General features: G+C 53.9%; 20 protein-coding genes. 10 read left to right on the plus strand and 10 right to left on the minus strand.

The window, feature by feature from the left end:
- Window positions 1–22: 22 nt before the first annotated feature.
- From OCV31_RS06520 to OCV31_RS06540, 5 genes are all read left to right on the plus strand, one after another.
- A complete protein-coding gene (locus OCV31_RS06520; RefSeq protein WP_148473618.1) occupies window positions 23–1,057 on the plus strand; it encodes a threonine aldolase family protein in 1,035 nt (344 codons plus the stop codon).
- 261 nt (window positions 1,058–1,318) lie between these two features.
- Complete coding sequence (locus tag OCV31_RS06525) at window positions 1,319–1,987, plus strand: amino acid ABC transporter permease (protein WP_148473620.1); 669 nt, start codon at window positions 1,319–1,321, stop codon at window positions 1,985–1,987.
- A complete protein-coding gene (locus OCV31_RS06530) occupies window positions 1,959–2,636 on the plus strand; it encodes an amino acid ABC transporter permease (protein ID WP_199909605.1) in 678 nt (225 codons plus the stop codon). Before OCV31_RS06525 ends, OCV31_RS06530 begins: the two co-directional genes overlap by 29 nt.
- Window positions 2,636–3,370, plus strand: a complete 735-nt coding sequence (locus OCV31_RS06535) for an amino acid ABC transporter ATP-binding protein (protein ID WP_108832010.1) — start codon at window positions 2,636–2,638, stop codon at window positions 3,368–3,370. Before OCV31_RS06530 ends, OCV31_RS06535 begins: the two co-directional genes overlap by 1 nt.
- A 10-nt stretch (window positions 3,371–3,380) precedes the next feature.
- Complete coding sequence (locus OCV31_RS06540) at window positions 3,381–4,235, plus strand: cysteine ABC transporter substrate-binding protein (protein ID WP_148473622.1); 855 nt, start codon at window positions 3,381–3,383, stop codon at window positions 4,233–4,235.
- 42 nt (window positions 4,236–4,277) lie between these two features.
- On the opposite strand, the gene OCV31_RS06545 is transcribed toward OCV31_RS06540, so the two are convergent.
- Window positions 4,278–4,940, minus strand: a complete 663-nt coding sequence (locus tag OCV31_RS06545) for a hypothetical protein (RefSeq protein WP_148473624.1) — start codon at window positions 4,938–4,940, stop codon at window positions 4,278–4,280.
- Window position 4,941: 1 nt separating this feature from the next.
- On the minus strand, window positions 4,942–5,682 hold the full coding sequence (locus OCV31_RS06550) for a hypothetical protein (protein ID WP_148473626.1): 741 nt from the start codon (window positions 5,680–5,682) through the stop codon (window positions 4,942–4,944).
- A 105-nt stretch (window positions 5,683–5,787) separates the two neighbouring features.
- Here OCV31_RS06550 and OCV31_RS06555 point away from each other — a divergent pair, with 105 nt between their 5' ends.
- From OCV31_RS06555 to tuf, 4 genes are all read left to right on the plus strand, one after another.
- The gene (locus OCV31_RS06555) at window positions 5,788–7,164 is read left to right on the plus strand and encodes a CCA tRNA nucleotidyltransferase (RefSeq protein ID WP_148473628.1); all 1,377 of its coding nucleotides are present in this window, start codon (window positions 5,788–5,790) and stop codon (window positions 7,162–7,164) included.
- Window positions 7,161–8,507 carry a phosphoglucosamine mutase gene (gene glmM / locus OCV31_RS06560; RefSeq protein ID WP_148473631.1) on the plus strand — a complete coding sequence of 449 codons (1,347 nt, stop codon included), beginning with the start codon at window positions 7,161–7,163 and terminating at the stop codon, window positions 8,505–8,507. Before OCV31_RS06555 ends, glmM begins: the two co-directional genes overlap by 4 nt.
- On the plus strand, window positions 8,504–9,346 hold the full coding sequence (locus tag OCV31_RS06565; protein WP_148473633.1) for a DegV family protein: 843 nt from the start codon (window positions 8,504–8,506) through the stop codon (window positions 9,344–9,346). The genes glmM and OCV31_RS06565 overlap by 4 nt, the downstream gene beginning before the upstream one ends.
- Window positions 9,347–9,415: 69 nt before the next feature.
- The gene (gene tuf / locus OCV31_RS06570; protein WP_148473635.1) at window positions 9,416–10,609 is read left to right on the plus strand and encodes an elongation factor Tu; all 1,194 of its coding nucleotides are present in this window, start codon (window positions 9,416–9,418) and stop codon (window positions 10,607–10,609) included.
- A gap of 72 nt (window positions 10,610–10,681) precedes the next feature.
- Here the strand turns inward: tuf and OCV31_RS06575 are convergent, their stop codons facing one another.
- The 8 genes from OCV31_RS06575 to OCV31_RS06610 all read right to left on the minus strand — a co-directional run bounded on the left by OCV31_RS06575 (window position 10,682) and on the right by OCV31_RS06610 (window position 20,104).
- Window positions 10,682–11,791 carry an ISL3 family transposase gene (locus OCV31_RS06575; RefSeq protein WP_148473637.1) on the minus strand — a complete coding sequence of 370 codons (1,110 nt, stop codon included), beginning with the start codon at window positions 11,789–11,791 and terminating at the stop codon, window positions 10,682–10,684.
- Complete coding sequence (locus OCV31_RS06580) at window positions 11,781–12,761, minus strand: ISL3 family transposase (protein ID WP_148473639.1); 981 nt, start codon at window positions 12,759–12,761, stop codon at window positions 11,781–11,783. The genes OCV31_RS06575 and OCV31_RS06580 overlap by 11 nt, the downstream gene beginning before the upstream one ends.
- A gap of 78 nt (window positions 12,762–12,839) precedes the next feature.
- Window positions 12,840–14,861 carry an S-layer homology domain-containing protein gene (locus OCV31_RS06585; RefSeq protein WP_148473641.1) on the minus strand — a complete coding sequence of 674 codons (2,022 nt, stop codon included), beginning with the start codon at window positions 14,859–14,861 and terminating at the stop codon, window positions 12,840–12,842.
- A 286-nt stretch (window positions 14,862–15,147) separates the two neighbouring features.
- Window positions 15,148–15,987 carry a two-component system regulatory protein YycI gene (yycI, locus tag OCV31_RS06590; protein WP_148473643.1) on the minus strand — a complete coding sequence of 280 codons (840 nt, stop codon included), beginning with the start codon at window positions 15,985–15,987 and terminating at the stop codon, window positions 15,148–15,150.
- Window positions 15,984–17,321 (minus strand): hypothetical protein, encoded by a 1,338-nt coding sequence (locus OCV31_RS06595; RefSeq protein WP_148473645.1) that lies wholly within the window; start codon window positions 17,319–17,321, stop codon window positions 15,984–15,986. The genes yycI and OCV31_RS06595 overlap by 4 nt, the downstream gene beginning before the upstream one ends.
- A complete protein-coding gene (locus tag OCV31_RS06600) occupies window positions 17,318–19,123 on the minus strand; it encodes a HAMP domain-containing sensor histidine kinase (protein WP_267303850.1) in 1,806 nt (601 codons plus the stop codon). The genes OCV31_RS06595 and OCV31_RS06600 overlap by 4 nt, the downstream gene beginning before the upstream one ends.
- Entirely contained in the window at window positions 19,113–19,796 is a 684-nt protein-coding gene (locus tag OCV31_RS06605; protein WP_148473647.1) for a response regulator, read from the minus strand. The genes OCV31_RS06600 and OCV31_RS06605 overlap by 11 nt, the downstream gene beginning before the upstream one ends.
- Before the next feature lie 59 nt (window positions 19,797–19,855).
- Complete coding sequence (locus OCV31_RS06610; RefSeq protein WP_148473649.1) at window positions 19,856–20,104, minus strand: chorismate mutase; 249 nt, start codon at window positions 20,102–20,104, stop codon at window positions 19,856–19,858.
- 18 nt (window positions 20,105–20,122) lie between these two features.
- Here OCV31_RS06610 and OCV31_RS06615 point away from each other — a divergent pair, with 18 nt between their 5' ends.
- Window positions 20,123–20,980 (plus strand): ATP-grasp domain-containing protein, encoded by an 858-nt coding sequence (locus tag OCV31_RS06615; protein WP_148473651.1) that lies wholly within the window; start codon window positions 20,123–20,125, stop codon window positions 20,978–20,980.
- Window positions 20,981–21,073 lie beyond the last annotated feature (93 nt).

The raw sequence follows: 21,073 nt of genomic DNA on the forward strand, positions 1-21,073 counted from the left end.
AGACAATGAAAAAGGGGTGCCTATGTTTAATTTCAGAAACGACTACCACGATTTATGCCATCCGAATGTATTGAAAGCCCTGGCTGCCACCGACGGCGAGGGAAATATGGGCTACGGCTTCGATCCCCACACGGAGCGGGCCACGCGCCTGATTCAGGAAGCTGCAGGCGGCGACTACCCCGTGCACTTCGTCCACGGCGGCACGGCGGCCAATGTCCTGGCCCTCACCTTCCACCTCCGCCCCCATGAAGCCATCGTAAGTGCTGATCTGGGCCACGTCGTGGGACACGAAGTGGGCGCCATGGAAGCGGCGGGCCACAAAGTGGTCACTGTAAAAACCGAAGCAGGCAAATACGATCCCGAGGTGCTCGACGAATTCATCGCATCCTTCGGCGACTTCCACAATGTCCTTCCCGGCATCATCTACCTATCAAACACCACGGAAACCGGCCTCGTCTACCGAAAAGAAGAGCTCGCCGCCATTAAAAAAGTGGCCGACAAATATTCTCTTCCCGTCTACATCGACGGCGCCCGCATGGCCAGCGCCCTCACAAGCGAGGTCAATGACGTGAAGCTTTCCGAATACATGGACTACGCCGATATCTTCTCCGTCGGCGGCACGAAAAACGGTGCCCTCTTCGGCGAAGCTTTGGTCTTTAAAAACGAGGACCTGGCCCGGGAATTTATCTACTTCCAAAAACAGCGTGCCCTCTTGATGGCCAAAGGCTTTACCCTGGGCGCCCAGTACGAAGCCCTCTTCACCGACGACCTCTTTTTCGAAAACGGCCGCGCCGCCAATGGGGCCGCCAGCTACCTCGCCCGAGAACTCGCCTACCTGGACGTGGAATTTATCTATCCCCCCGAGAGCAATCAATTATTTATTCGCCTGCCGAAAGCTGTGGCCGACGAGTTGGAAAAACACGGCCAATTCGACATTATGGGCCCGAAAGAAGACGGCACTGTCCCCGTCCGCTTCGTCACCGATTACAACACGACGAAAGATGAAATCGACGGTGCCATCAAAATCCTGGAAGGCCTCTTAAACGAAACGCTTTAGTCCGAAAAAGGGAAAATCAGAGTAAATTGGTTTGACAAGGCAAGGGTGCCGTGTTATGATAAGAAAAAATCAAAAGGAGAAACCATGAACACCTTATTCCAAAGCATCTGCAAATGTGCTTGTTCCTGTACCTGTTGTTGTACGGGTTATTTGCCTGCGCAGATGTTGGGAAACGACATGGCTTTGTCCTGATTGTTATTTTCCATAGGCATCTTGAAGCGGGCTTCGGCTCGCTTTTTTATTTGCCTGAAAGGAGTTGTCATGAACCGAGAATTTCTCGTGGCCATGCTGCCGCAGTACGCTGCGGCGGCGAAGCTTACCCTGTCTATCGGGCTCATCGGGGTGGCGGGATCCGTCCTCTTGGGGCTCATCCTCGCCTTTATTCGGGTGGAAAAAGTCCCCGTCCTAAACGGCTTGGCCAAAGCCTACATAGAAATCTCCAGAAATACCCCCCTGTTGATTCAACTGTTTTTTCTCTACTTCGGCCTGCCGAAGATCGGCATCGTCCTATCCTCGGAAGCCTGCGCCGTCGTGGGCCTGATCTTTCTCGGGGCAAGCTACATGGCTGAGTCCTTCCGCTCCGGCATCGAAGCCGTGGATGTGCGGCAGATCGAAGCGGCCATGGCCATCGGCCTCACCAAGCACCAGCGCATCCGCCACGTCGTCCTGCCCCAGGCATTGGCCATCGCCATCCCCTCTTTGGGCGCCAACACCATCTTTCTCTTGAAAGAAACCTCCGTCTTCAGCGCCGTGGCCCTGGCGGATCTTATGTACGTGGCAAAAGACTTAATCGGCATCTACTACGAAACCGACGAAGCCCTCTTGCTCTTGGTCTTATCTTACCTGGTGATCCTGGTTCCCGTAGCCGTGATCTTCAGCCTGCTTGAAAGGAGGATGCGACGTGGCATCGGCACAAGCGCTATTGCTTAATCCACATACAATCACAAGACTCCTGAAAGGCCTCTCCGTTACCCTGCGCGTGTCTCTCATCTCCGTGGCCCTCTCCATCCTCTTCGGCCTCGTATTCGGCTGGACCATGACCAAAAAATCCCCGGTCATCAAAATCCTTTCGAAAATCTACTTGGAATTCATGCGCCTCATGCCCCAACTCGTGCTCCTCTTTATCGTCTACTTCGGCATGGCGCGGGCCCTGGGCGTGCATATCTCGGGATTTAACGCCGCCATCATCGTCTTCACCCTCTGGGGCACGGCGGAAATGGGCGATCTCGTCCGCGGCGCCATCTCATCCATTCCGAAACACCAATACGAAGCCGCCCAATCCATCGGCCTCACCCGCCTTCAGGTCATGGGCTACGTCGTGCTTCCACAAGCACTTCGCCGCCTCATACCCCAGGCCATGAACCTCGTGACCCGCATGATCAAAACCACCTCCCTCATCGCCCTCATCGGCGTCGTGGAAGTCATCAAAACCGGGCAACAAATTGTGGAAGCCGTGCGGCTGGAATTCGCCTCCGCGGCCCTTTGGATCTACCTCGTCATCTTGATTTTATACTTTTTGGTTTGCTATCCCCTGTCCAAATGGGCCGGGCACTTAGAAAAGAAATGGAAGGAGGCATAATGGCCATACTGGAAATAAAAGACATGGTAAAAGCCTACGACGGCGCCCCCATCTTCAGCGGCTTTTCCCTAAACGTTGAAAAAGGCGACGTCATCGCCGTTCTGGGCCCCTCGGGCTGCGGCAAAAGCACCATGCTTCGTTGCATCAACGGCCTGGAAAAAATTCAGGGAGGCGACATTCTCCTGAACGGCGAAAGCGTCGTAAAAGAAGAAAAAGACATGCCCGGCGTCAGGAAAAAAATCGGCATGGTCTTTCAGTCCTACGAACTCTTCGGCCACATGACGGTCCTCGACAACCTTACCCTCGGGCCCGTGAAGGCCAAAGGCGAAGACAAAGCCGAGGCCGAAAAGCGCGCCCTGGCCCTCTTGGATCGGGTGGGACTCAAAGACAAAGCCCAAAGCTTTCCGAGAAACCTCTCCGGCGGCCAGCAACAGCGCGTCGCCATCCTTCGGGCCATGCTCATGGACCCGGAAATATTCCTCTTCGACGAAGTCACCGCCGCCCTGGACCCGGAAATGGTGCAGGAAGTCTTATCCCTCGTCGGCGAGCTGGCAAAAGAGGGAAAAACCATGCTCATCGTCACCCACGAGATGGAATTCGCGAGAAAAGTCGCGAACCGCATCTTGTTTATGGAAGAAGGCCACATCATCGAAGACACGGGGCCGGAAGAATTTTTCGAGCACCCGACCACCGAACGAAGCCGCCGATTTTTAGAAGGATTGCATTACAACTAAGGAGGACAAAATGAAAAAACTGCTTACCGTACTTATGATCGCCACACTCGCCCTGGGCCTCGTAGCCTGCGGCGGCGCGGAAGAAGAAGGCGCCCCGGCCGCCGACAAAGCCGGCGTACGCACCGTCGACGAAATCAAAAAATCCGGCGAAATCACCATCGGCGTCTTCGGCGACAAAAAACCCTTCGGCTACATGGACGAAAAAGGCCAATTTAAAGGCTACGACATCGCCCTCGGCGATCGCATCGGCGAAGAACTGGGCGTGAAAGTCAAATACATTCCCGTGGAAGCCGCAAGTCGCGTCGAATACCTGAACGCCAACAAAATCGACCTCTTGCTCGCCAACTTCACCGTCACCGACGAGCGAAAAGAACAAGTCGACTTTGCGCTGCCCTACATGAAAGTCTCCCTGGGCGTCGTGTCCCCGAAAGGCGAAATCACCGACGTTTCCCAACTGAAAGACAAAACCCTCATCATCTCCAAAGGCACCACGGCGGAAACCTACTTCACCGAAAAACACCCCGAAGTGAAACTGCAAAAATACGACCAATACGCCGAAGCCTACAGCGCCCTCTTAGACGGCCGCGGCGACGCTATGAGCACCGACAACACCGAAGTTTTGGCATGGGCACTTGAAAACGACGGCTACGACGTGGGCATCAAAACCCTCGGCGATGTGGATTACATTGCCCCCGCCGTAAAAAAAGGCAACAAAGAAATGCTCGACTGCGTGAATGGAATCATCGAAAAACTCTACGGAGAAAAATTCTTCATCAAAGCATTTGAAGACACCCTCGCCCCCACCTACGGCGATGCCGCCAAGGCAGAAGACATGGTAGTGGAGGAGAAGCCGGCAGACTTTTAAAAATAAGGAAAGGATCGAGAGGAATCGATCCTTTCCTTATTTTTATTGCGCACTGAATTTGTTCAAGCAACTTATTTTTTTCTTCGCCAAAAGTACATCTTTGCTTTCCAAGTGCTCAGTTTCTGTGATTCGCGATCCCTTTTTTCTTAACTCAAAATTCCACTCTTTCATGGCTTTGAAACCCGGGGGCGGGGAAAAGAGCTCAGAGCGGAAGGCCGCATTTTCCCCGCCCCCGGGGCCCCCACCCCTTTTTTGGCCGCGCTTAAGCTGTAAGAAAATGCCTGCGGCATTTTCTACAAATTGGGCCGTGTCGTGGAAAAGAAGAATGTGAGGTGGGCGAAGAATTCTTATTGGCGAAAAAGTATCTTTGCCCAACTCAAAATCAATCAAAAGCAAAGAAGCCCAATAGGAATCGAAGCCCGGTAGGGCTTCGCACATATAGAAGGCGTTTGTGGGTGGAGGGGGATGGGGCCCCGGGGAAGGGGCAGAGGGCGAATCGCAACGCCCTAGCCCCTTCCCCGGGTCTAAAAGCCATTTAAGAACATATTTTAAGCGAAATAGAAAACACCACGAGTCATCATTCGGTCCGCGATCGGAAAACAAAGATAAAAAATGAGCGTAGATAAGATATAAGGAAAAAGAAAAAACAATCCGCATCTTCCCCGGGTATGAAAAAACAGCCTCATTCAGAGACTGTTTTTTCATACTAATTACTTTCTTTGGAAGAAGAGGATTCTTTTTCCGTGGAAGTAGAAGAAGTAGTAGAAGAACCCTTCTTGCTCGTATTCTTTTTAGAAGAAGAATCACTCGTTTTCTTCTCGGAAGTGGAAGAAGTCCCCTTCTTCCCGGACGAAGAACTCCGCGAGGAATCCTCAGAAGATTCATAAGAAGAATTCGTCTTATCCCCATACACATCGGCGTCTTTCTTCGACTTCACCGAATCCGTATCTTCCTCTTCATCCGAATCGCCGTAAGTTCTTTCCATGTGGCGCAGGAGGCTGTCGTCGCTGCCGTTTACGGCGTAGTAGCCGTAGGTGTCGTGGACCGGGCCCACGATGCCGTCGGCACCGTCGCGATAGAAGATGATGTATTCCTGATTCGGCGTCATCCCCTTGGGAATGGGAATTTCCACCGTGCTCAACGCGCCCTTGTAGTTTTTAATAAACTCCAGCTCCGTTTGGCCCTTGGCATTGGTGGTCAGCTCAACCAAAGCGATGTAGTCGCTGGCGGCCTCCAGAGCGGCATTTCTCTTGTCTTCGTCGTCGCTTTCAAAGAGGGCCTTTTCCTCGGCGGCCTTGTCCTTTTCAGGCGTATAGGCCTCGTCCTTACTCTCCGTGGCCACGGCCTTGGCGGCCTTTTCCTCTTCCTTCGGCGCCTCCGCCTTCTTGCCGCAGCCGGCGAGACACAAACACAGAGCCAAAGCGAGAGCCGTGTAATTCCGTTTCATTCCATACCTCCCAACAGATTCCGTCTTTTTCATGATTATACCACGTCGCCGCCAAAAAGGCCCACGAGAAAGGCAAAAAACCGCGCGAAGTGTTATAATGACTCTATGAAATTACCTCAAGCCATCGAAGATGCCATCCGCCGCTTTCGCGAAAAAGGCGTGCCCGTCTACGTCGTCGGCGGCGCCGTGCGCGACAGCCTCATGGGCATCACGCCCCACGACTACGACCTCACCACCCCGGCCACACCGGAAGAAATCCTCGCCATTATGGCGGGGGAGAAGACCTTCCGTGAAGGTGAAAAATTCGGCACCATCGCCGTCATGACCGCCATCGGCCCCGTAGAGATCACCACCTTTCGCATCGACGGCACCTACACCGACAACCGCAAACCCGACGCCGTTACCTTTACGGCGGATCTGAAAGAAGATCTGGCGCGGCGAGATTTCACCGTGAACGCCATGGCTTACAGCCCGGAGACGGGCCTCGTGGATCCCTTCGGCGGCCGGGATGATCTGGAAAACAAAATCCTCCGCGCCGTCGGCGATCCCGCCCGGCGCTTTTCGGAAGACGCCCTCCGGATCCTTCGCGCCTTTCGTTTTATGGGTCAGCTGAACATGACCTTGGATCCCGCCCTCCTCGCGGCGGCGAAAAATGAAGCTTATCGCATCGAAAGCCTCTCCGCCGAGCGGGTGGCCGATGAAATGAACAAAATCCTCCTTCAAGACGCCCCGTCTCGGGTCCTCTACGCCATGGAAGAAGCCGGCGTCCTCGAAAAAATCTTTCCCGAGCTCGTCCCTACTGTGGGCTACGACCAACGGAACCCCCACCACGACAAAACCCTATTCGATCACATCCTTTGCGTGGTGGACCGGGCACCCAAAACACTGCCCCTGCGCTACGCCGCCCTTTTTCACGACGTCAACAAACCCGACACCCTGACAATCGACGAAAATGGAAAAGGGCACTTCTTCGGCCACGACACCATGGGCGCGGAAACCGCAGGGCGCATCCTCGCCCGTCTAAAGAGCCAAAAAGCCCTTTCGCGGGAAGTGGAAGTCCTTATAAAAGAACACATGAAAGTCCACGACACCATGACCGACAAAGCCCTGCGCCGGCAAATCAAGCGGGTAGGGGAAGATTACATCCTGGATCTCTACGATCTTATGGCGGCGGACATGGCCTGCACCTATGGCGCGCGGGACATCTCCTTCATCCTCCAGCGAAAAGCGCGCATCCGCGCCCTCATGGACGAAGGCATCGTCAACCGAAACACCCTGGCCGTGAGCGGCAGAGACCTCATCGCCCTGGGCATGGCCCCCGGCCCCGCCATGGGCCGCCTCCTAAAAGAAATGGAAGACATGGCCCTGGACGATCCCGAAACAAACGAAAAAGAACAGCTTTTGGCCTACGCCGAAAAGCGCATCGCAGAAGAAAACGCAGCAAACAACAACGAAGAAACAACCAAGAGGAGACACCCATGAAACTATTTGGAACCGACGGCATCCGCGGCGTCGCAAACGAAGAACTTACACCGGAACTTGCCATGAAACTGGGACGCGTCCTGGCCGAGCGCATTCACGAAACCGGCGCCGAAAAGCCCTTCGTCCTCACCGGCAGAGACACGAGACAATCCGGCACCATGCTCTCCATGGCCCTCGCCACAGGCCTCATGGCAGGCGGCGTTGACTGCGCGAACCTCTCCGTCATTCCCACCCCCGGCGTCGCCTACCTCACCCGTAAATACGGCGCCGCCATGGGCATCGTCATCTCCGCATCCCACAACCCCTTCGAATACAACGGCATCAAAATCTTCTCCGACAAAGGCCTCAAACTCCCCGACGCCGTGGAAGAAGAAATCGAAGAGCGGCTCACCGATCCCGGCTACACCCCGGTTCCCATCGATCCCAAAGCCATCGGTCAAAAGAAAAAAGACCTCCCCGGCATCGTCGACTACGAAGACTACCTCGTGGGCCTTGTGGACCGCGACCTTAGCGGCACAAAAATCGCCGTCGACGCAGGAAACGGCGCCCTGAGCGAACTGGCGGAAAAAGTCCTTACGAGACTCGGCGCCGAAGTCGTGGCCATTAACACCGCCCCCGACGGCGCCAACATCAACGCTCAATGCGGCTCCACCGCCCCCGAAAAAATTCAGGCCCTCGTAAAAGACACAGGCGCTGACGTGGGCTTCTCCTTCGACGGCGACGCCGACCGCATCATCGCCGTCGACGAAAAAGGCCAAATCCTCGACGGCGACCACATCCTCGCCATCTGCGCCAAAAGCTTGAAAGCCAAAGGCGAGCTCGATAACACCACCGTCGTCGGCACCGTCATGACCAACATCGGCCTTGATCGCTTCCTCAAAGAAGAAGGCATCGACCTCGTCAAGACCAAAGTCGGCGACCGCTACGTCCTGGAAGAAATGCTCGAAAAAGGCTACGTCCTCGGCGGCGAACAATCCGGCCACATCATCTTCAGCCGCTACAACACCACCGGCGACGGCCTGGCCACCGGCCTCCACCTCCTGGAAGTCATGGCCGAAACAAACAAGCCCATGAGCGAACTCAACGCCCTCATGACCTCCTATCCCCAAGTCCTCGTCAACGCCAAAGTCGACAACAAGAAAAAACACGCCTACGAAGACCACGCAGGGATTCAGGAAAAAATTCGCGAACTGGAAGCCAAATTTAAAGACGAAGGCCGCGTCGTGATCCGCTCCTCCGGCACCGAACCCCTCGTTCGCGTCATGATCGAAGGCAAAGACCAAGACCAACTGCAAGCCGAAGCCGAAAACCTCGCCCGCTATATAGAAGAGGTGCTCCAATGAACAAAATAAAAATCATCGCAGACACATCCGCCGACTTCACCGCAGAAGAAGCGAAAGCCATGGATATTGCCTTCGTCCCCTTCACCATCGACGCGGGAAAGAATACCTACATCGACGACGACGAACTGAATCTCGACGCCCTCTACGCCGACATGCAGGCCAGCCAAGAGCCCACCCGCACCGGCTGCCCCTCGCCCTACAACTACAAAGAGGCCATCTTAGGAACAGGCGCCGACGAAATCTTCGTCGTCACCATCTCCTCCAAACTCTCCGGCAGCTACAACGCCGCCCAAACCGCCGTGGAAGAAGTGAAAAGAGAGCATCCCGAGAAAAAAATCGCCCTCATCGACTCCAAATCCGCCTCCGCCGGCACCGCCAACGTTGTGAGCTTCATCCATAAGCGGGCCGAAGAAGGCAAAGACTTCGACGCCATCGAAAGAGAAGTGAGAGAATTCGCCGACAAACAATCCACCTTCTTCATCCTGGAATCCATGGACAACCTCATCAAAAACGGCCGCATCCCCAAACTCGCGGGAAAAGCCGTCAACGTCCTGAACATGAAACCCATCATGCGCGGCGAAGACGGCGCCATCGGCCTCTTCCAAATCAACCGCGGCTTCAAAAAAAGCCTGGCCAAACTCGCCAAAGAAGTCATCAGAATCAACGCCGAAAAAAGCGTCGAATTCATCACCATCAGCCATTCCCACGCGGAAGAAAAAGCCAAACTCTTTAAAAGCTACATTCAAGACGAAATACAAACAGCCACCATACGCATCGTGCAGACCAAAGGCCTTTCAAGCGTCTATGCCGATTTCGGAGGCATCGTCGTCGCCCTGTAAAATCTTGCAATTTTACGCGATTTGCGGTAACATAAGCTTATATATTGTGCGAAACATAGGAGGACAATTATGGCAAAAGGAAAATTTGAAAGAAACAAACCCCACGTCAACGTCGGCACCATCGGCCACGTCGACCACGGCAAGACCACCCTTACGGCGGCAATCACCCTCGTATTAAACAAACGCTTCGGCTCCGGCGAATTCGTCGACTACGCAAACATCGACAAAGCCCCCGAAGAAAGAGAACGCGGCATCACCATTTCCACGTCCCACGTCGAATACGAAACCGACAAACGCCACTACGCCCACGTCGACTGCCCCGGCCACGCCGACTACGTTAAAAACATGATCACCGGCGCAGCCCAAATGGACGGCGCCATCCTCGTTGTATCCGCGGCAGACGGCCCCATGCCCCAAACCCGCGAACACATCCTCTTGGCCCGCCAAGTCGGCGTACCCAAAATCGTCGTCTTCTTAAACAAACAAGACCAAGTCGATGACGACGAACTCATCGAACTCGTCGAAATGGAAGTCAGAGACCTCCTGAGCGAATACGAATTCGACGGCGACAACACCCCCATCACCGTGGGCAGCGCCTTAAAAGCATTAGAAGATCCCGACGGGGAATGGGGAGACAAAATCGTCGCCCTCATGGACACCGTCGACGAATGGATCGACGATCCCATCCGCGACATCGATCACCCCTTCCTCATGCCCGTCGAAGACATCTTCTCCATCACCGGCCGCGGCACCGTCGCCACCGGTCGTGTTGAACGCGGCACCATCAAAGTCAACGACAACGTCGAAATCGTCGGCTTAACCACCGAAAAAAGAACCGTCGTCGTTACCGGCGTCGAAATGTTCAGAAAACAACTCGACCAAGCCGAAGCAGGCGACAACGTCGGCCTTCTGCTCCGCGGCGTCCAAAGAGACGAAATCGAACGCGGCCAAGTACTGGCAGAACCCGGCAGCATCCATCCCCACACCAAATTCGAAGCTGAAGTCTACGTCCTGAGCAAAGAAGAAGGCGGACGCCACACCCCGTTCTTTAACGGCTACCGTCCCCAATTCTACTTCAGAACCACCGACGTAACCGGCGACATCACCTTAGCAGACGGTGTCGAAATGGTCATGCCCGGCGACAACGCCACCTTCAAAGTCGAACTCATCACCCCCGTCGCCATGGACGAAGGATTACGCTTCGCCATCAGAGAAGGCGGCCGCACCGTCGCCTCCGGGGTCGTATCCAAGATTGTAGAATAAATAGGTTCTATGTCAACCATTGGGGAGTCTAGTGAAAACTAGGCTCCTTTTTGTTTTCCTAAAAGCCATTCATCACCGGTCTTTTGAACAGACGAAAAGCAGTTTGGTTCGGAAATGATGAAAGTTTTGCATCCCAAAGGCCACGCGCTTCACCGTCTTGATCTTGTTGTGCGTTCCCTCCACGTAGCCGTTACTCCACGGGTAATCAAAGCTGTTGGTGATCTCCTCGAACCAGTTGTTGTAGGCGCGCAAGCAGTAGCGCCATTCCCTTTGCCCGCCTTTCTTTGCCTCTTCCATCCACTTTGAAAGAGCGGTGGCGGCGGTTTCTTTGTCGTTCTGAGAAAGGACGTAGGTGTAAAAGCCTTCTTTTAAGATGTAGGCGGTTCGAATGGCGTCGCTCTTTTCAAGCATGGTGGCGACAAGGCTTTTCTCCGCTTCGGTCAGGTCTTTCGCCGGCTTTTTTAGGAGGCTGCGGCTCCTTTTAAACCATTTTCTCTCCGTTGCCGTCATCCGTTTCTGCTCCCGCTTCCTTACGTTTTCCAAGGCCCAATGGACTTGGCGGATGAAATGGTAGCGGTCAATGACATGGGTACTCTGTGGAAAGAAGGCTTCTCTCACGCCTTTAAAGGTGCCGCACATATCGCTGACAAAGATTTCGACGCCGCGTCGTTCCGCTCGATCAATGGAAGAGAAATACGCGGCTAAATCCTTGCCGTAGCGTGTCGGAAGAATGTCGATGATCCGATGGGCCTCTCCATCGGCCAAGGTGGTTTGGTACTTGCTTCCGCCGCTATCGCCCTTAAACTCGTCGATGCAAAAGACGCGAGGCAGCCGTTGACGGGGCACAAACAAACAAGCGACGATGCGGAAAATGCTCGTCGTTGAGATCCCCACCTCCTTAGCCAGCTCTGACACGGATCGGATATCCCGGAAGGCGTCCACCACATAAGCGATTAAGCGCTTTGTCATCTGTTTGCCCTTGGCGGCAAAGGAAAGGGGCGCTTCAAAGCGCGCGCCGCAATCCTTGCAATCATACCGTGTCTTCTTAACCCGCAGAAGCACGTGCTTTCGGCGCATCGGTGCGTCCCGAAGCACTTGCTTCCGGTGATCGTGGACCCAAGCGTGGGTCGAGCCACAGTGAGGACAAACCCGATCATGAACGGGTTTGCAGTCAATGGTAATGAGCCGTCTTTCTTCTNTCGCTCTTTTCGAGCATGGTGGCGACGAGACCTTTTTCCGCCTCTGTAAGGTCTTTAGCCGGCTTTTTCAGTAGACTGCGGCTTCGTTTAAACCATTTTCTTTCCGTCGCCGTCATCCGTTTCTGTTCCCGCTTCCGCACATTTTCCAAGGCCCAATGGACTTGACGGATGAAATGGTACCGGTCGATGACATGGGTACTTTGTGGAAAGAAAGCCTCTTTCACGCCTTTAAAGGTGCCGCACATATCGCTGACAAAGATCTCGACGCCGCGTCGTTCCGCTCGATCAATGGAAGAGAAATAAGCGGCTAAATCCTTGCCGTAGCGCGTCGGAAGGATATCGATGATTCGATGGGCCTCTCCATCGGCCAAGGTGGTTTGGTACTTGCTTCCGCCGCTATCGCCCTTAAACTCGTCGATGCAAAAGACGCGAGGCAGCCGTTGACGGGGCACAAACAAACAAGCGACGATGCGGAAAATGCTCGTCGTTGAGATCCCCACCTCCTTAGCCAGCTCTGACACGGATCGGATATCCCGGAAGGCGTCCACCACATAAGCGATTAAGCGCTTTGTCATCTGTTTGCCCTTGGCGGCAAAGGAAAGGGGCGCTTCAAAGCGCGCGCCGCAATCCTTGCAATCATACCGTGTCTTCTTAACCCGCAGAAGCACGTGCTTTCGGCGCATCGGTGCGTCCCGAAGCACTTGCTTCCGGTGATCGTGGACCCAAGCGTGGGTCGAGCCACAGTGAGGACAAACCCGATCATGAACGGGTTTGCAGTCAATGGTAATGAGCCGTCTTTCTTCTGAAACACCGGTGACCTCGACATCTTGGATTCCTAAAAGTAATGTGGTAATATTGTTTTGCACTTGTTTGACCCCCTTTATTATTTTGTGGTGATTTAATTTTAGGTGATAGGGAAAACAAGTGCTATCTTTTTGCACAAAAATATCCATTGAGGAATTACTCCCCAATGGATATTATAGAGCCAACAAAAAATCGACACCACGGCGTCGTGGCGTCGATTTTTCTTTTTAGCGATAGCTTACAGCGGCCAAAATATCTTCGTAAGCCCAGTGGCTCGGAGAGATATCCGTAAAGGGGTTCTTCACATCCCCAGCCTTTTTAATGTTGAAGGTACGATTGACCATGGCCACCGCTTCGGCGCGAGATACATCGGCCGCGGGGCGGAAGGTATTGTCTTCGTAACCTTTAATGATGCCTTGAGCGTAAGCCTTGTCGATGGCTTCTTTCGCCCAATTGCCATTTGTATCCGTAAAGGGATTCGATGCCGTTTTGGCACTCATGAAATGGCTGAGCATCGTGGCAAATTCCGCGCGGGTAATGGGTTTGTCCGGCTTAAAGGAACCGTCGGGATACCCCTTCATGTAGCCGGCTTTCACGACGGCATTGATAACGGCATTGTACCAACCGTCGGCGTCTGAGAAGGCGGGCTTGCTGCTGTCCGTCAAAGGCAGGCGTTGCAACTTCGCCAAAATGGAAGCCGCTTCGGCGCGGGTCATGGACTTGCCGGGACGGAAGGTGCCGTCGGGGTAGCCGTTAATGTAGCCGGTGATGGTTGCGGTACTCGGTTTTTCTTGTGCCTTCTTTTCTTCGGGTTTTTTGTCTCCCGGGATCACGGGCGTCACGATATAGCCGTCTCCGCTTTTTGCCTTGACAACGGCTGTTACGGCATTCGGGTCCTTATTCTTTTCAGTTTGTACGACGGTGATTGTATCTTTGGCATATAATATAATACCCTTGGGTACATTTACAGACCATGTGCCGTCTGTTCCTACGGTGGTCTTGACGGGAGTCTTTACACCGGGGAAAGTGACTTCGATGGTGGCATCGGCAATGCCTTTTCCCGTCACTTTCTTGTCCCCGGCGACAATCTTGTCGACTTCAGGGGCTTTGGACATAGGTAATCTTGCTTCGGCGGTAAATATATTGTTTTTATCGCTGACGATGTGATTTTCAGGGAACCATGTAGGACCTGTCTTCGCCTCGGCGGCGATCGATTCAAATATCGTTTTTTCTACGGAAGGAATTTTATACGCACTGAGGTCCGTACCCGGTTTTACTTTAAAACTTTCGTATACTGCAGGTTTTTCTTTCGTCCCTATTAATTTTTCGTCACCTTTCTTCGCTTCTACGCCTTCGCCGAGAAGGAATTTCACGAGGACGGCATCTTCCGGCGCTTTGTCGTTGCTGGCCGCCGTCATATGGTTGGAGACATAAAGAACTTGATCCTTCACTTCCAGAGAGGTTCCGTCGTCGAAGGCGACGTTTAAGTCACCTTTGAGGCCGGTCGTATTTTCGTTATCCGACTTTCTGTTGCTTTCGTCGGTAACGACGGTGCCGGCTTCATCTAAAATAGCTTGAAGTTTTTCATCTGCATCCTTTAGTGCGACTCCTTTCTTCCAGTCGATTTCGTCGCCGACCCAAGCTTTAATGTCTTTTGCTTCCAACTTGTCTTTCAAGAGAACGGATTTTGCTTCCGCGCCGCTGACGCGGTAGGTGAGTTCTACAGCTTCTTTGCAGCCCGGTTGTTGAACAGTGAGTTTTAAATCCACGGATTTGTCGATAAAGTCGGCCAATTTCCCCGTCTTTCCTTCGGATTGAACGGCATTTAAAATATCGGTACCGAAGACAAGTTTAAACATCTCATCAACTTTCATGCCCGCAGATGGTGCCGCTTCCGCTCTCTCTTTTAAGTCCCGCTCATCACAATTTCCGATTTTAACCTTGGTCAAGTAATTTTCATTATAAAGTTTGATCAATCCGGCGATCAATCCCGTGCCGGAAATTTCCTTTGCCCCTTGATTCTTATCGAGAATGGCCACTTTCACGGTCTTCGTGGTCGGATCAAATTTTCCGACATAGACGCCGTCTTTACTTCCGACACTTCCAAAAAGCTCATTGGCGGCATCTTCAAATTGTTTTGTCAACGCATCTTTGCTCAGGCACTTATCCTCGGCAAAAACCGGTGCCATGGGCAATGTGCTGAACAACATGGCGAAGGCCAATATCATGGCCAGTAGTCGCTTACGCATATTTGCACGCTCCTTTAATACTGAGCCGTAAAATCACACAAACGACGGCCGGCTCCTCGCCAATCGTTTGCCTCTTCACTGAAAAACCGCTGTTCGAGAGATGAAATCCCCGCTGCATTTACACGCGTCGCAGTCTGTTTTTATTATACCATTCTCTCATCTGCGCAGAAAGCATTCACTTAAATTTCTCTTGCCTAAATTCCCGCCCATAAGGGAAGAACGCATTGCTTCCCCGGAGCGATCCTGCTGCATTTTCCGCAACAAAAAAAGACCGCACCCGCGGTCTTTAATGCAAGAGAACCAATTCCTCGCCTCCGTCCAGTTCCATGCGCCAGGCCACGGTGGCGTAGCCCCGGGTGCCGTGGGATAGGTTTTCCACGGTGCCCTGTTCTTCGGGATTGAAGTAGTAGCAGGGGTCGATTTTTTTTATGGTCCTGCCCCGTAAGCTGTCGTGGCTGAGGAGGCGGAGGAGGGATTGGGTGGCCATGGGCAGGGGCTCCCGCTCGGCGGTTTCGTCGATGACGTCGATCCAGAGCCGGTCCATGCGCACCACTTTGTCTCCCACCAGGTCGATTTCCGTGTAGGCGGATTCCACGTAGTTGTTTTTGTAGGTCTTAGTAAACATGAGCTTCCTGCGATTGCCCGCGGCTTCGCTGTAAAAAAGGGCGATGTCGTCGGTTGGAAAGCCCCGCTCCGCCAGAAAGTCCAGGGCTTTTTTCTCCGATTCTTTTTCGTTTAAAAAGGCGTTGGATGCGGCGTCGGCTTCGTAGATCAGGCGCCGCTCATCCAGTACTTTCAGCTGCCCCCGAGCCGTGCGAAGCACCAGGCGCTTATCGTCGTCTTCCGCAACGCGGCCTTTTCCCTGAAAGAAGCGCTGATTTAAATTGTCCGTCGTGTCCGTTTCGTAGGCCACATCCAAAATGGGCAAGGACGATCCGTCTTTGGGAATCTCCGCTTCCAGGGCGATGCCCGCATCTTTCAAGAGCTCCTTCGTCTCCCGATGAAAGGCGGCGGCGTTTTCCGCCGGGGCCACGCGCATGCGGTCCGCGTAGAGGACGCCGGCGAGGAAAAGGTCGGTGATGAAGAGGGCGACGATGAGGACGGTTTTTGCTTTTTCCCAATTCATGATCGATCACCGCCTACATAGGCCCCGCTCAGGGCGTCGAAAAGATACACCCGCTCCCCGTAGAGGACGTAGTAGCCGGGCACGAGGGCCTTTTTTTCTTCTCGGCCGTCGTCTAAATAACAGAGGCTTACCCGCCTTAGGGGCTTGAGCAATTGATCGTAGCCCTCTTCTTTCGCCCCGAAAATCTCCGGATGCATGGCCACCACGTCGGCGAAGGCCATGCCTTCGACCAAGGTGTTTGCGCTTTCTTCCTCGGCTTTGTTGCGGTAGAGATAGGTCATGCGCTTCACCTGATTGTTGAAAAGTTCCACCACGATGGCGTCGATCTTTTCGCCTTTTACGGGAAAGACGGGCAGGCCTTTTTCCGAATGGTTCATGACGACGCGGTAGCCCCGCCCGCCGTTGGCGGTGATGGGCTCCAGCTTTTCCAAATACACATCGTCGATGGTGCCGGTGTTTTTCGCCACAAATTCAAAGGCCCGCTCCACAGCCCCGGCGGGATCCATAACTTCCTTGGCCGCTTCCGTCTGGTCTTTGTAGTCCAGAAGGCCGTTGTTGTACAGGCGCACGGTGCGCTGGCCCCAGACGTAGAGGGTGGAATCTTCTTCGCCGATTTCGTGGAGGTCGTCGATGCCGGCCTTTAAGAGGCGGCGAAGGAGGTCGTTTTTGTAGGCACTTTTCATATTGGTCAGATCGTTTTCGTAGACCACGTCGCTTTCAAAGACGGGCTTTTCGTCGGAAATATACACGGCTCGCTGAATGCCGTAGCGCTCCCACAGGGAGCTGTAGGAGGGATTGTCTTCCCTCTCCAGGGAGCGAATGTACTTGTTAATGTCCGAAAGGTTCACGGCGAAATCGGGCTTCATGGCGCCTTCTTCCGTTTCGAAGATCACGCCTTCGGATTCGGAAAAGTAGATGGCGGCGATCTCGCCCTTCAGGTCGTGAAGATTGTACACGTCTTTAAAGAGGTCGGAATAGGTGCCCTTGGCTACTTCAAAGACCACCGAGGGCTTGTCGTGGCATTTTAAATAATCCTTGTAGGCCATTTTCTCCCACTGCACCTTTTCTTTGCCGTCGAAATTTTGCTTTAAGATGTTGCGGTAAAAGGGCCAGAGGTTTTTCAGCTGCACGGTCTTCGTGTGGGCGCCGTCGCCGAAGTTCACCACCATGGCCGCGGGCATCATGCGCCCGATGACGGCATCGGTAAATTTCGTGTCCGCCACGGCGATGAGTTTGTTGCCCGTCGGCGGCGGGGCCAGCCAAATTTGCCGGGCGAGAACCAAGGTGAGCACCAAGAGGGCGGCGAGAATGACGGATTTCAAGCGCTCTTTCATGCTTCCTCCTGATCCATGGGAAAGCTCAACAACACTTCCGTGCCCACATTCAGCTCGCTCTTAATGCGAATGCGCCCGCCCATGTTTTCCATAATGTCCTTGGCGATGGAAAGGCCCAGGCCGCTCCCGCCCATGGCGCGGCTCCTGCCCTTTTCCACGCGGTAAAAGCGTTCGTAGATGCGCTCCAAATCCCTGCGGGATATGCCAATGCCGTTGTCCTTGATCTGGATGTGCACGCGGGAGCCGTAGTTTCGGCCGATGACCTCGATTTTTCCCGCGTAGGTTGTGTACTTAAAGGCATTGGTCAAAATATTGGTAATGACCTGATAGGCCCCGTGCTTGTCCGCCAAAAAGGGGCGAATGTCCACGGGAATATCCAAATACACCTTGTGGTGGCGCTCCTTGATCATGGGCTGCAACGATTCCAAAATGGCCGTCACCACTTCGTAGGCATCCATGGACACGGGCTCCCAATTGGTGCGCTTGGCGTCCATATTGGAAAGCTGCAAGAGGTCGGTGACCAGGTGGGTCATGCGGTCGCTTTCCCGGTCGATGATGCCTAAAAACCGCAGCTGGGCATCGCGATTTAACGACGCCTTCATCAGGGTTTCCGTGTAGGATTTAATGGTGGTAATGGGCGTCTTCAGCTCGTGGCCCACATTGGCCACGAAATCTTTTCTCAGCACGTCCAAATTGTGCTCTTCCGTAATGTCCTGCAACACGGCGATGATCCCCTGGGGCTGCTTGCTCTCCCCTTTGTAGGGGGCGTAGCGAATGTTGTAGAATTTGTTTTTGATTTCGATTTGGCTGAGCCCGGTTAAGGAGCCTACGTCGTAGTAATTGATCTTCTCAATATTCAGCCGCTTCATGTCGAAGGCCTCGCCCACGGCGTCGTCGGCGAGATCCAAAATCTCTTTGGCCACGGGATTCATGTGAACCAACCGCCCCATGGAATCCACGGCGATGATCCCCTCGGACATGTAGCGGAACATGGTGTCCAGCTTGGACCGTTCGGAATCCATGCGGGAGATGGTCTCTTCCAGTTCCGTGGTGAGGTAATTAAACATGCTCCCCAAGCGGCCGATTTCGTCGTTGCTCTTGACTTCGACCTTTTGATTGAAATTCCCCTCGGCCATTTCCCGCGCCTGACGGGTCACGTCCCGAATGGGCAGGGTAATGGAGCGGGCCAAAATATAGGCGAGAATGGTGGTAATGCCCATGGCCACCACCATGGCGTAGGTCATAATGACCCGGGCGTCGTCCACCACGCCGTAGAGGCCGCTTAGATCCGACACCATGTAAAATAAGCCCATGACGCTGCCGTCTTTTGCAAAGACCGGCATGGTGTAATGGGCGTAGCGTACCTTGGTCTTGGCGTCTTCGCGAATCACCGAAGAGCCTTCGCCGCGAAAGCCGTCTAAAATCAGCTTCGGCGACAGATCGGAATCCCCCAGGGCGTTTTTCCCCGCCACGAGATCCCCGGAATTGTTGGTGGTGGCGACGATTCTCGGCACCCGTCCCGGGCCGATGACATAAATGGCCTCGTCGCTACCGATGCGCCAGGCGTCCAGGGTATTTTGAATGCGGCTGTGCACCTCGTCCCAAGGCGTCTCCGTCAAATAGGGCGATGAATTGGCCATGGAACTTAAGGTCTGCTCCATGTCCGTCCGTACTTTCTCCAGCTGCGCGTCTTCCAGTCGGTTGACGATAAAGGCGCCGATAATGGCCATGACCACCAACACGAGGAGGACGTAGATAAATATAAATCGCCACTTGATGCTGGAATAATGCTTATCCTCCAAAGTAATAGCCCACTCCTCGCTTCGTTAAAATGTAGCGGAATTCTTCCCCCGGATCTTCGATTTTTTCACGCAAACGGCGCACCGTCACATCCACGGTGCGAATGTCGCCGTAGTATTCGTAGCCCCACACCTCTTCGAGAAGGGTTTCGCGGCTGAACACCGTGCCCGGCGATTGGGCCAAATACTTCAAAAGCTCGAACTCCCGCAGAGTCAGATCGATCACCTTGCCCCGCTTCGTCACTTCGTACTTCACGGGATCGATGTTCAGATCCGCCTCTTCGATGACCTCGTCGGGCAAATAGCCTTCGTTTTCGAAATCCTGGCGGCGGAAGTTCGCCTTCACGCGGGCGATTAATTCCCCCATGCTGAAAGGCTTCACCACATAATCATCGGCGCCGAGCTCCAGGCCGCGAATGCGGTCGCCTTCGGAATCCTTTGCCGTGAGCATAATCACCGGCACGCGGCTCTTCTTGCGAATCTCCCGCAGGGTTTCAAAGCCGTCCATGCGCGGCATCATGACATCCAAAAGCACCAAGTCCGGCGCCCAGCTGTCGAAGGTTTCCAAACAGGCCACGCCGTCTTTTGCCATGGCGGTTTCGTAGCCTTCGTTGGATAAATTGTATGCAATAATTTCGGCAATGGCCGATTCGTCTTCTGTAATTAATATTTTCATAGGATCCCTCCTCCCTCGATTATATCATAGGTAAAATCGGTTATAATCAAGAGGAGCCATCAGTCCTGAAGGTTTCGGGAAAGTTCCATCATTTTTTCATAAAGGGCGCGCACTTCAGGCCCGTAGGGCGCGGCCTTCTCTTCCAATCGGGCGAGAAGGACCGCTTCCCGCGCGGGATCGTAGACCGCCCGTCCGATCTTTTTCTTCTCCTCGCCCATGGCGCGGGACAAATCGAAGCGGGCCTTTAAAAGATCCACCAATTCGTCGTCTACGGCGTCGATTTTCTTACGAATAGATTCTACTGACATAATTCCTCCGGAGGTTACATGATTCACATAATTTATCACGGTTACTTTTCCTTCGCCATCCACAAAGTGGTGCAGGATCTCGTTTCAAAGGGCACCGATGTTTTTGCCAAGCCCCACACGGACTACGTCCTCCTTGCGGAAAAAGAGGGCGTCGTCGCCCGAGACATGAAGGGGGATCCCACCCCCGACGCCATCTTGTTTTTCGACAAAGACATTCGCCTGGCCCGGGCCCTGGAAAAAACCTGCCCCCTCTTTAATCCGGCGGATGCCATCGCCTTGGCCGACGACAAAATCGCCACCTACGAAGCCCTGGCTCCCTTCCTTCCCATGATCGATACCATCCCCGCTCCCTTTCACTACCGACCCCAAGCGCCGAAAGACGAATTTCTCGATTATGTGGAGGCACACTTCGGCTACCCCATGGTCATCAAAGCCGCCAAAGGCTCCTTCGGCGAGCAGGTGTACCTGGCGAAAAATCGCGACGAAGCGAAGGAGATCGCGGAAAAAATCGGGGCGACGGATTATCTCTTTCAGCCTTTTATCGCCGAGTCCGCCGGCGTGGACAAGCGGGTACTCGTCATCGGCGATGAAATCCTCGGCGCCATCGAGCGCAGAAACGATCACGACTTTCGCGCCAACATCGCCGCGGGATCCACGGCCCGGCCCATCCGCCTCACCGAAGAAGAAAAATCCCTGGCCCTCGCCGCCCACAAAAAAGCCGGCCTCGCCTTTTCAGGCATCGACCTCATCGACTCCCACGACGGCCCCCTTTTAGTGGAGATCAATTCCAATATGAGCTATTTAGGCTTTCAAGAAGCCACAGGCATCGACGTGTCGAAGAAACTTTTGGCCTATGTCGAGGCGCAGATCCGATAAATTCAGTGTAGCACGTTTCCGATAGGGGGACAATCGGCGGGAGATTGGCCAAAGCGGCAGCCCATCGCTAAAACCATCATCCGATGCAAAATC

Origin of the sequence: Aedoeadaptatus acetigenes (assembly GCF_025566985.1) — a bacterium.
In the GTDB taxonomy this organism is placed as follows: domain Bacteria; phylum Bacillota; class Clostridia; order Tissierellales; family Peptoniphilaceae; genus Aedoeadaptatus; species Aedoeadaptatus acetigenes.

Excerpts from the sequence above, each read along its gene's own strand:
- OCV31_RS06520 (WP_148473618.1), top strand. The coding sequence starts at position 23 with ATGTTTAATTTCAGAAACGACTACCACGATTTATGCCATCCGAATGTA.
- OCV31_RS06525 (WP_148473620.1), top strand. The coding sequence starts at position 1,319 with ATGAACCGAGAATTTCTCGTGGCCATGCTGCCGCAGTACGCTGCGGCG.
- OCV31_RS06535 (WP_108832010.1), top strand. The coding sequence starts at position 2,636 with ATGGCCATACTGGAAATAAAAGACATGGTAAAAGCCTACGACGGCGCC.
- OCV31_RS06540 (WP_148473622.1), top strand. The coding sequence starts at position 3,381 with ATGAAAAAACTGCTTACCGTACTTATGATCGCCACACTCGCCCTGGGC.
- OCV31_RS06545 (WP_148473624.1), bottom strand. The coding sequence starts at position 4,940 with ATGAAAAAACAGTCTCTGAATGAGGCTGTTTTTTCATACCCGGGGAAG.
- OCV31_RS06550 (WP_148473626.1), bottom strand. The coding sequence starts at position 5,682 with ATGAAACGGAATTACACGGCTCTCGCTTTGGCTCTGTGTTTGTGTCTC.
- OCV31_RS06555 (WP_148473628.1), top strand. The coding sequence starts at position 5,788 with ATGAAATTACCTCAAGCCATCGAAGATGCCATCCGCCGCTTTCGCGAA.
- glmM (WP_148473631.1), top strand. The coding sequence starts at position 7,161 with ATGAAACTATTTGGAACCGACGGCATCCGCGGCGTCGCAAACGAAGAA.
- OCV31_RS06565 (WP_148473633.1), top strand. The coding sequence starts at position 8,504 with ATGAACAAAATAAAAATCATCGCAGACACATCCGCCGACTTCACCGCA.
- tuf (WP_148473635.1), top strand. The coding sequence starts at position 9,416 with ATGGCAAAAGGAAAATTTGAAAGAAACAAACCCCACGTCAACGTCGGC.
- OCV31_RS06585 (WP_148473641.1), bottom strand. The coding sequence starts at position 14,861 with ATGCGTAAGCGACTACTGGCCATGATATTGGCCTTCGCCATGTTGTTC.
- yycI (WP_148473643.1), bottom strand. The coding sequence starts at position 15,987 with ATGAATTGGGAAAAAGCAAAAACCGTCCTCATCGTCGCCCTCTTCATC.
- OCV31_RS06595 (WP_148473645.1), bottom strand. The coding sequence starts at position 17,321 with ATGAAAGAGCGCTTGAAATCCGTCATTCTCGCCGCCCTCTTGGTGCTC.
- OCV31_RS06605 (WP_148473647.1), bottom strand. The coding sequence starts at position 19,796 with ATGAAAATATTAATTACAGAAGACGAATCGGCCATTGCCGAAATTATT.
- OCV31_RS06610 (WP_148473649.1), bottom strand. The coding sequence starts at position 20,104 with ATGTCAGTAGAATCTATTCGTAAGAAAATCGACGCCGTAGACGACGAA.
- OCV31_RS06615 (WP_148473651.1), top strand. The coding sequence starts at position 20,123 with ATGATTCACATAATTTATCACGGTTACTTTTCCTTCGCCATCCACAAA.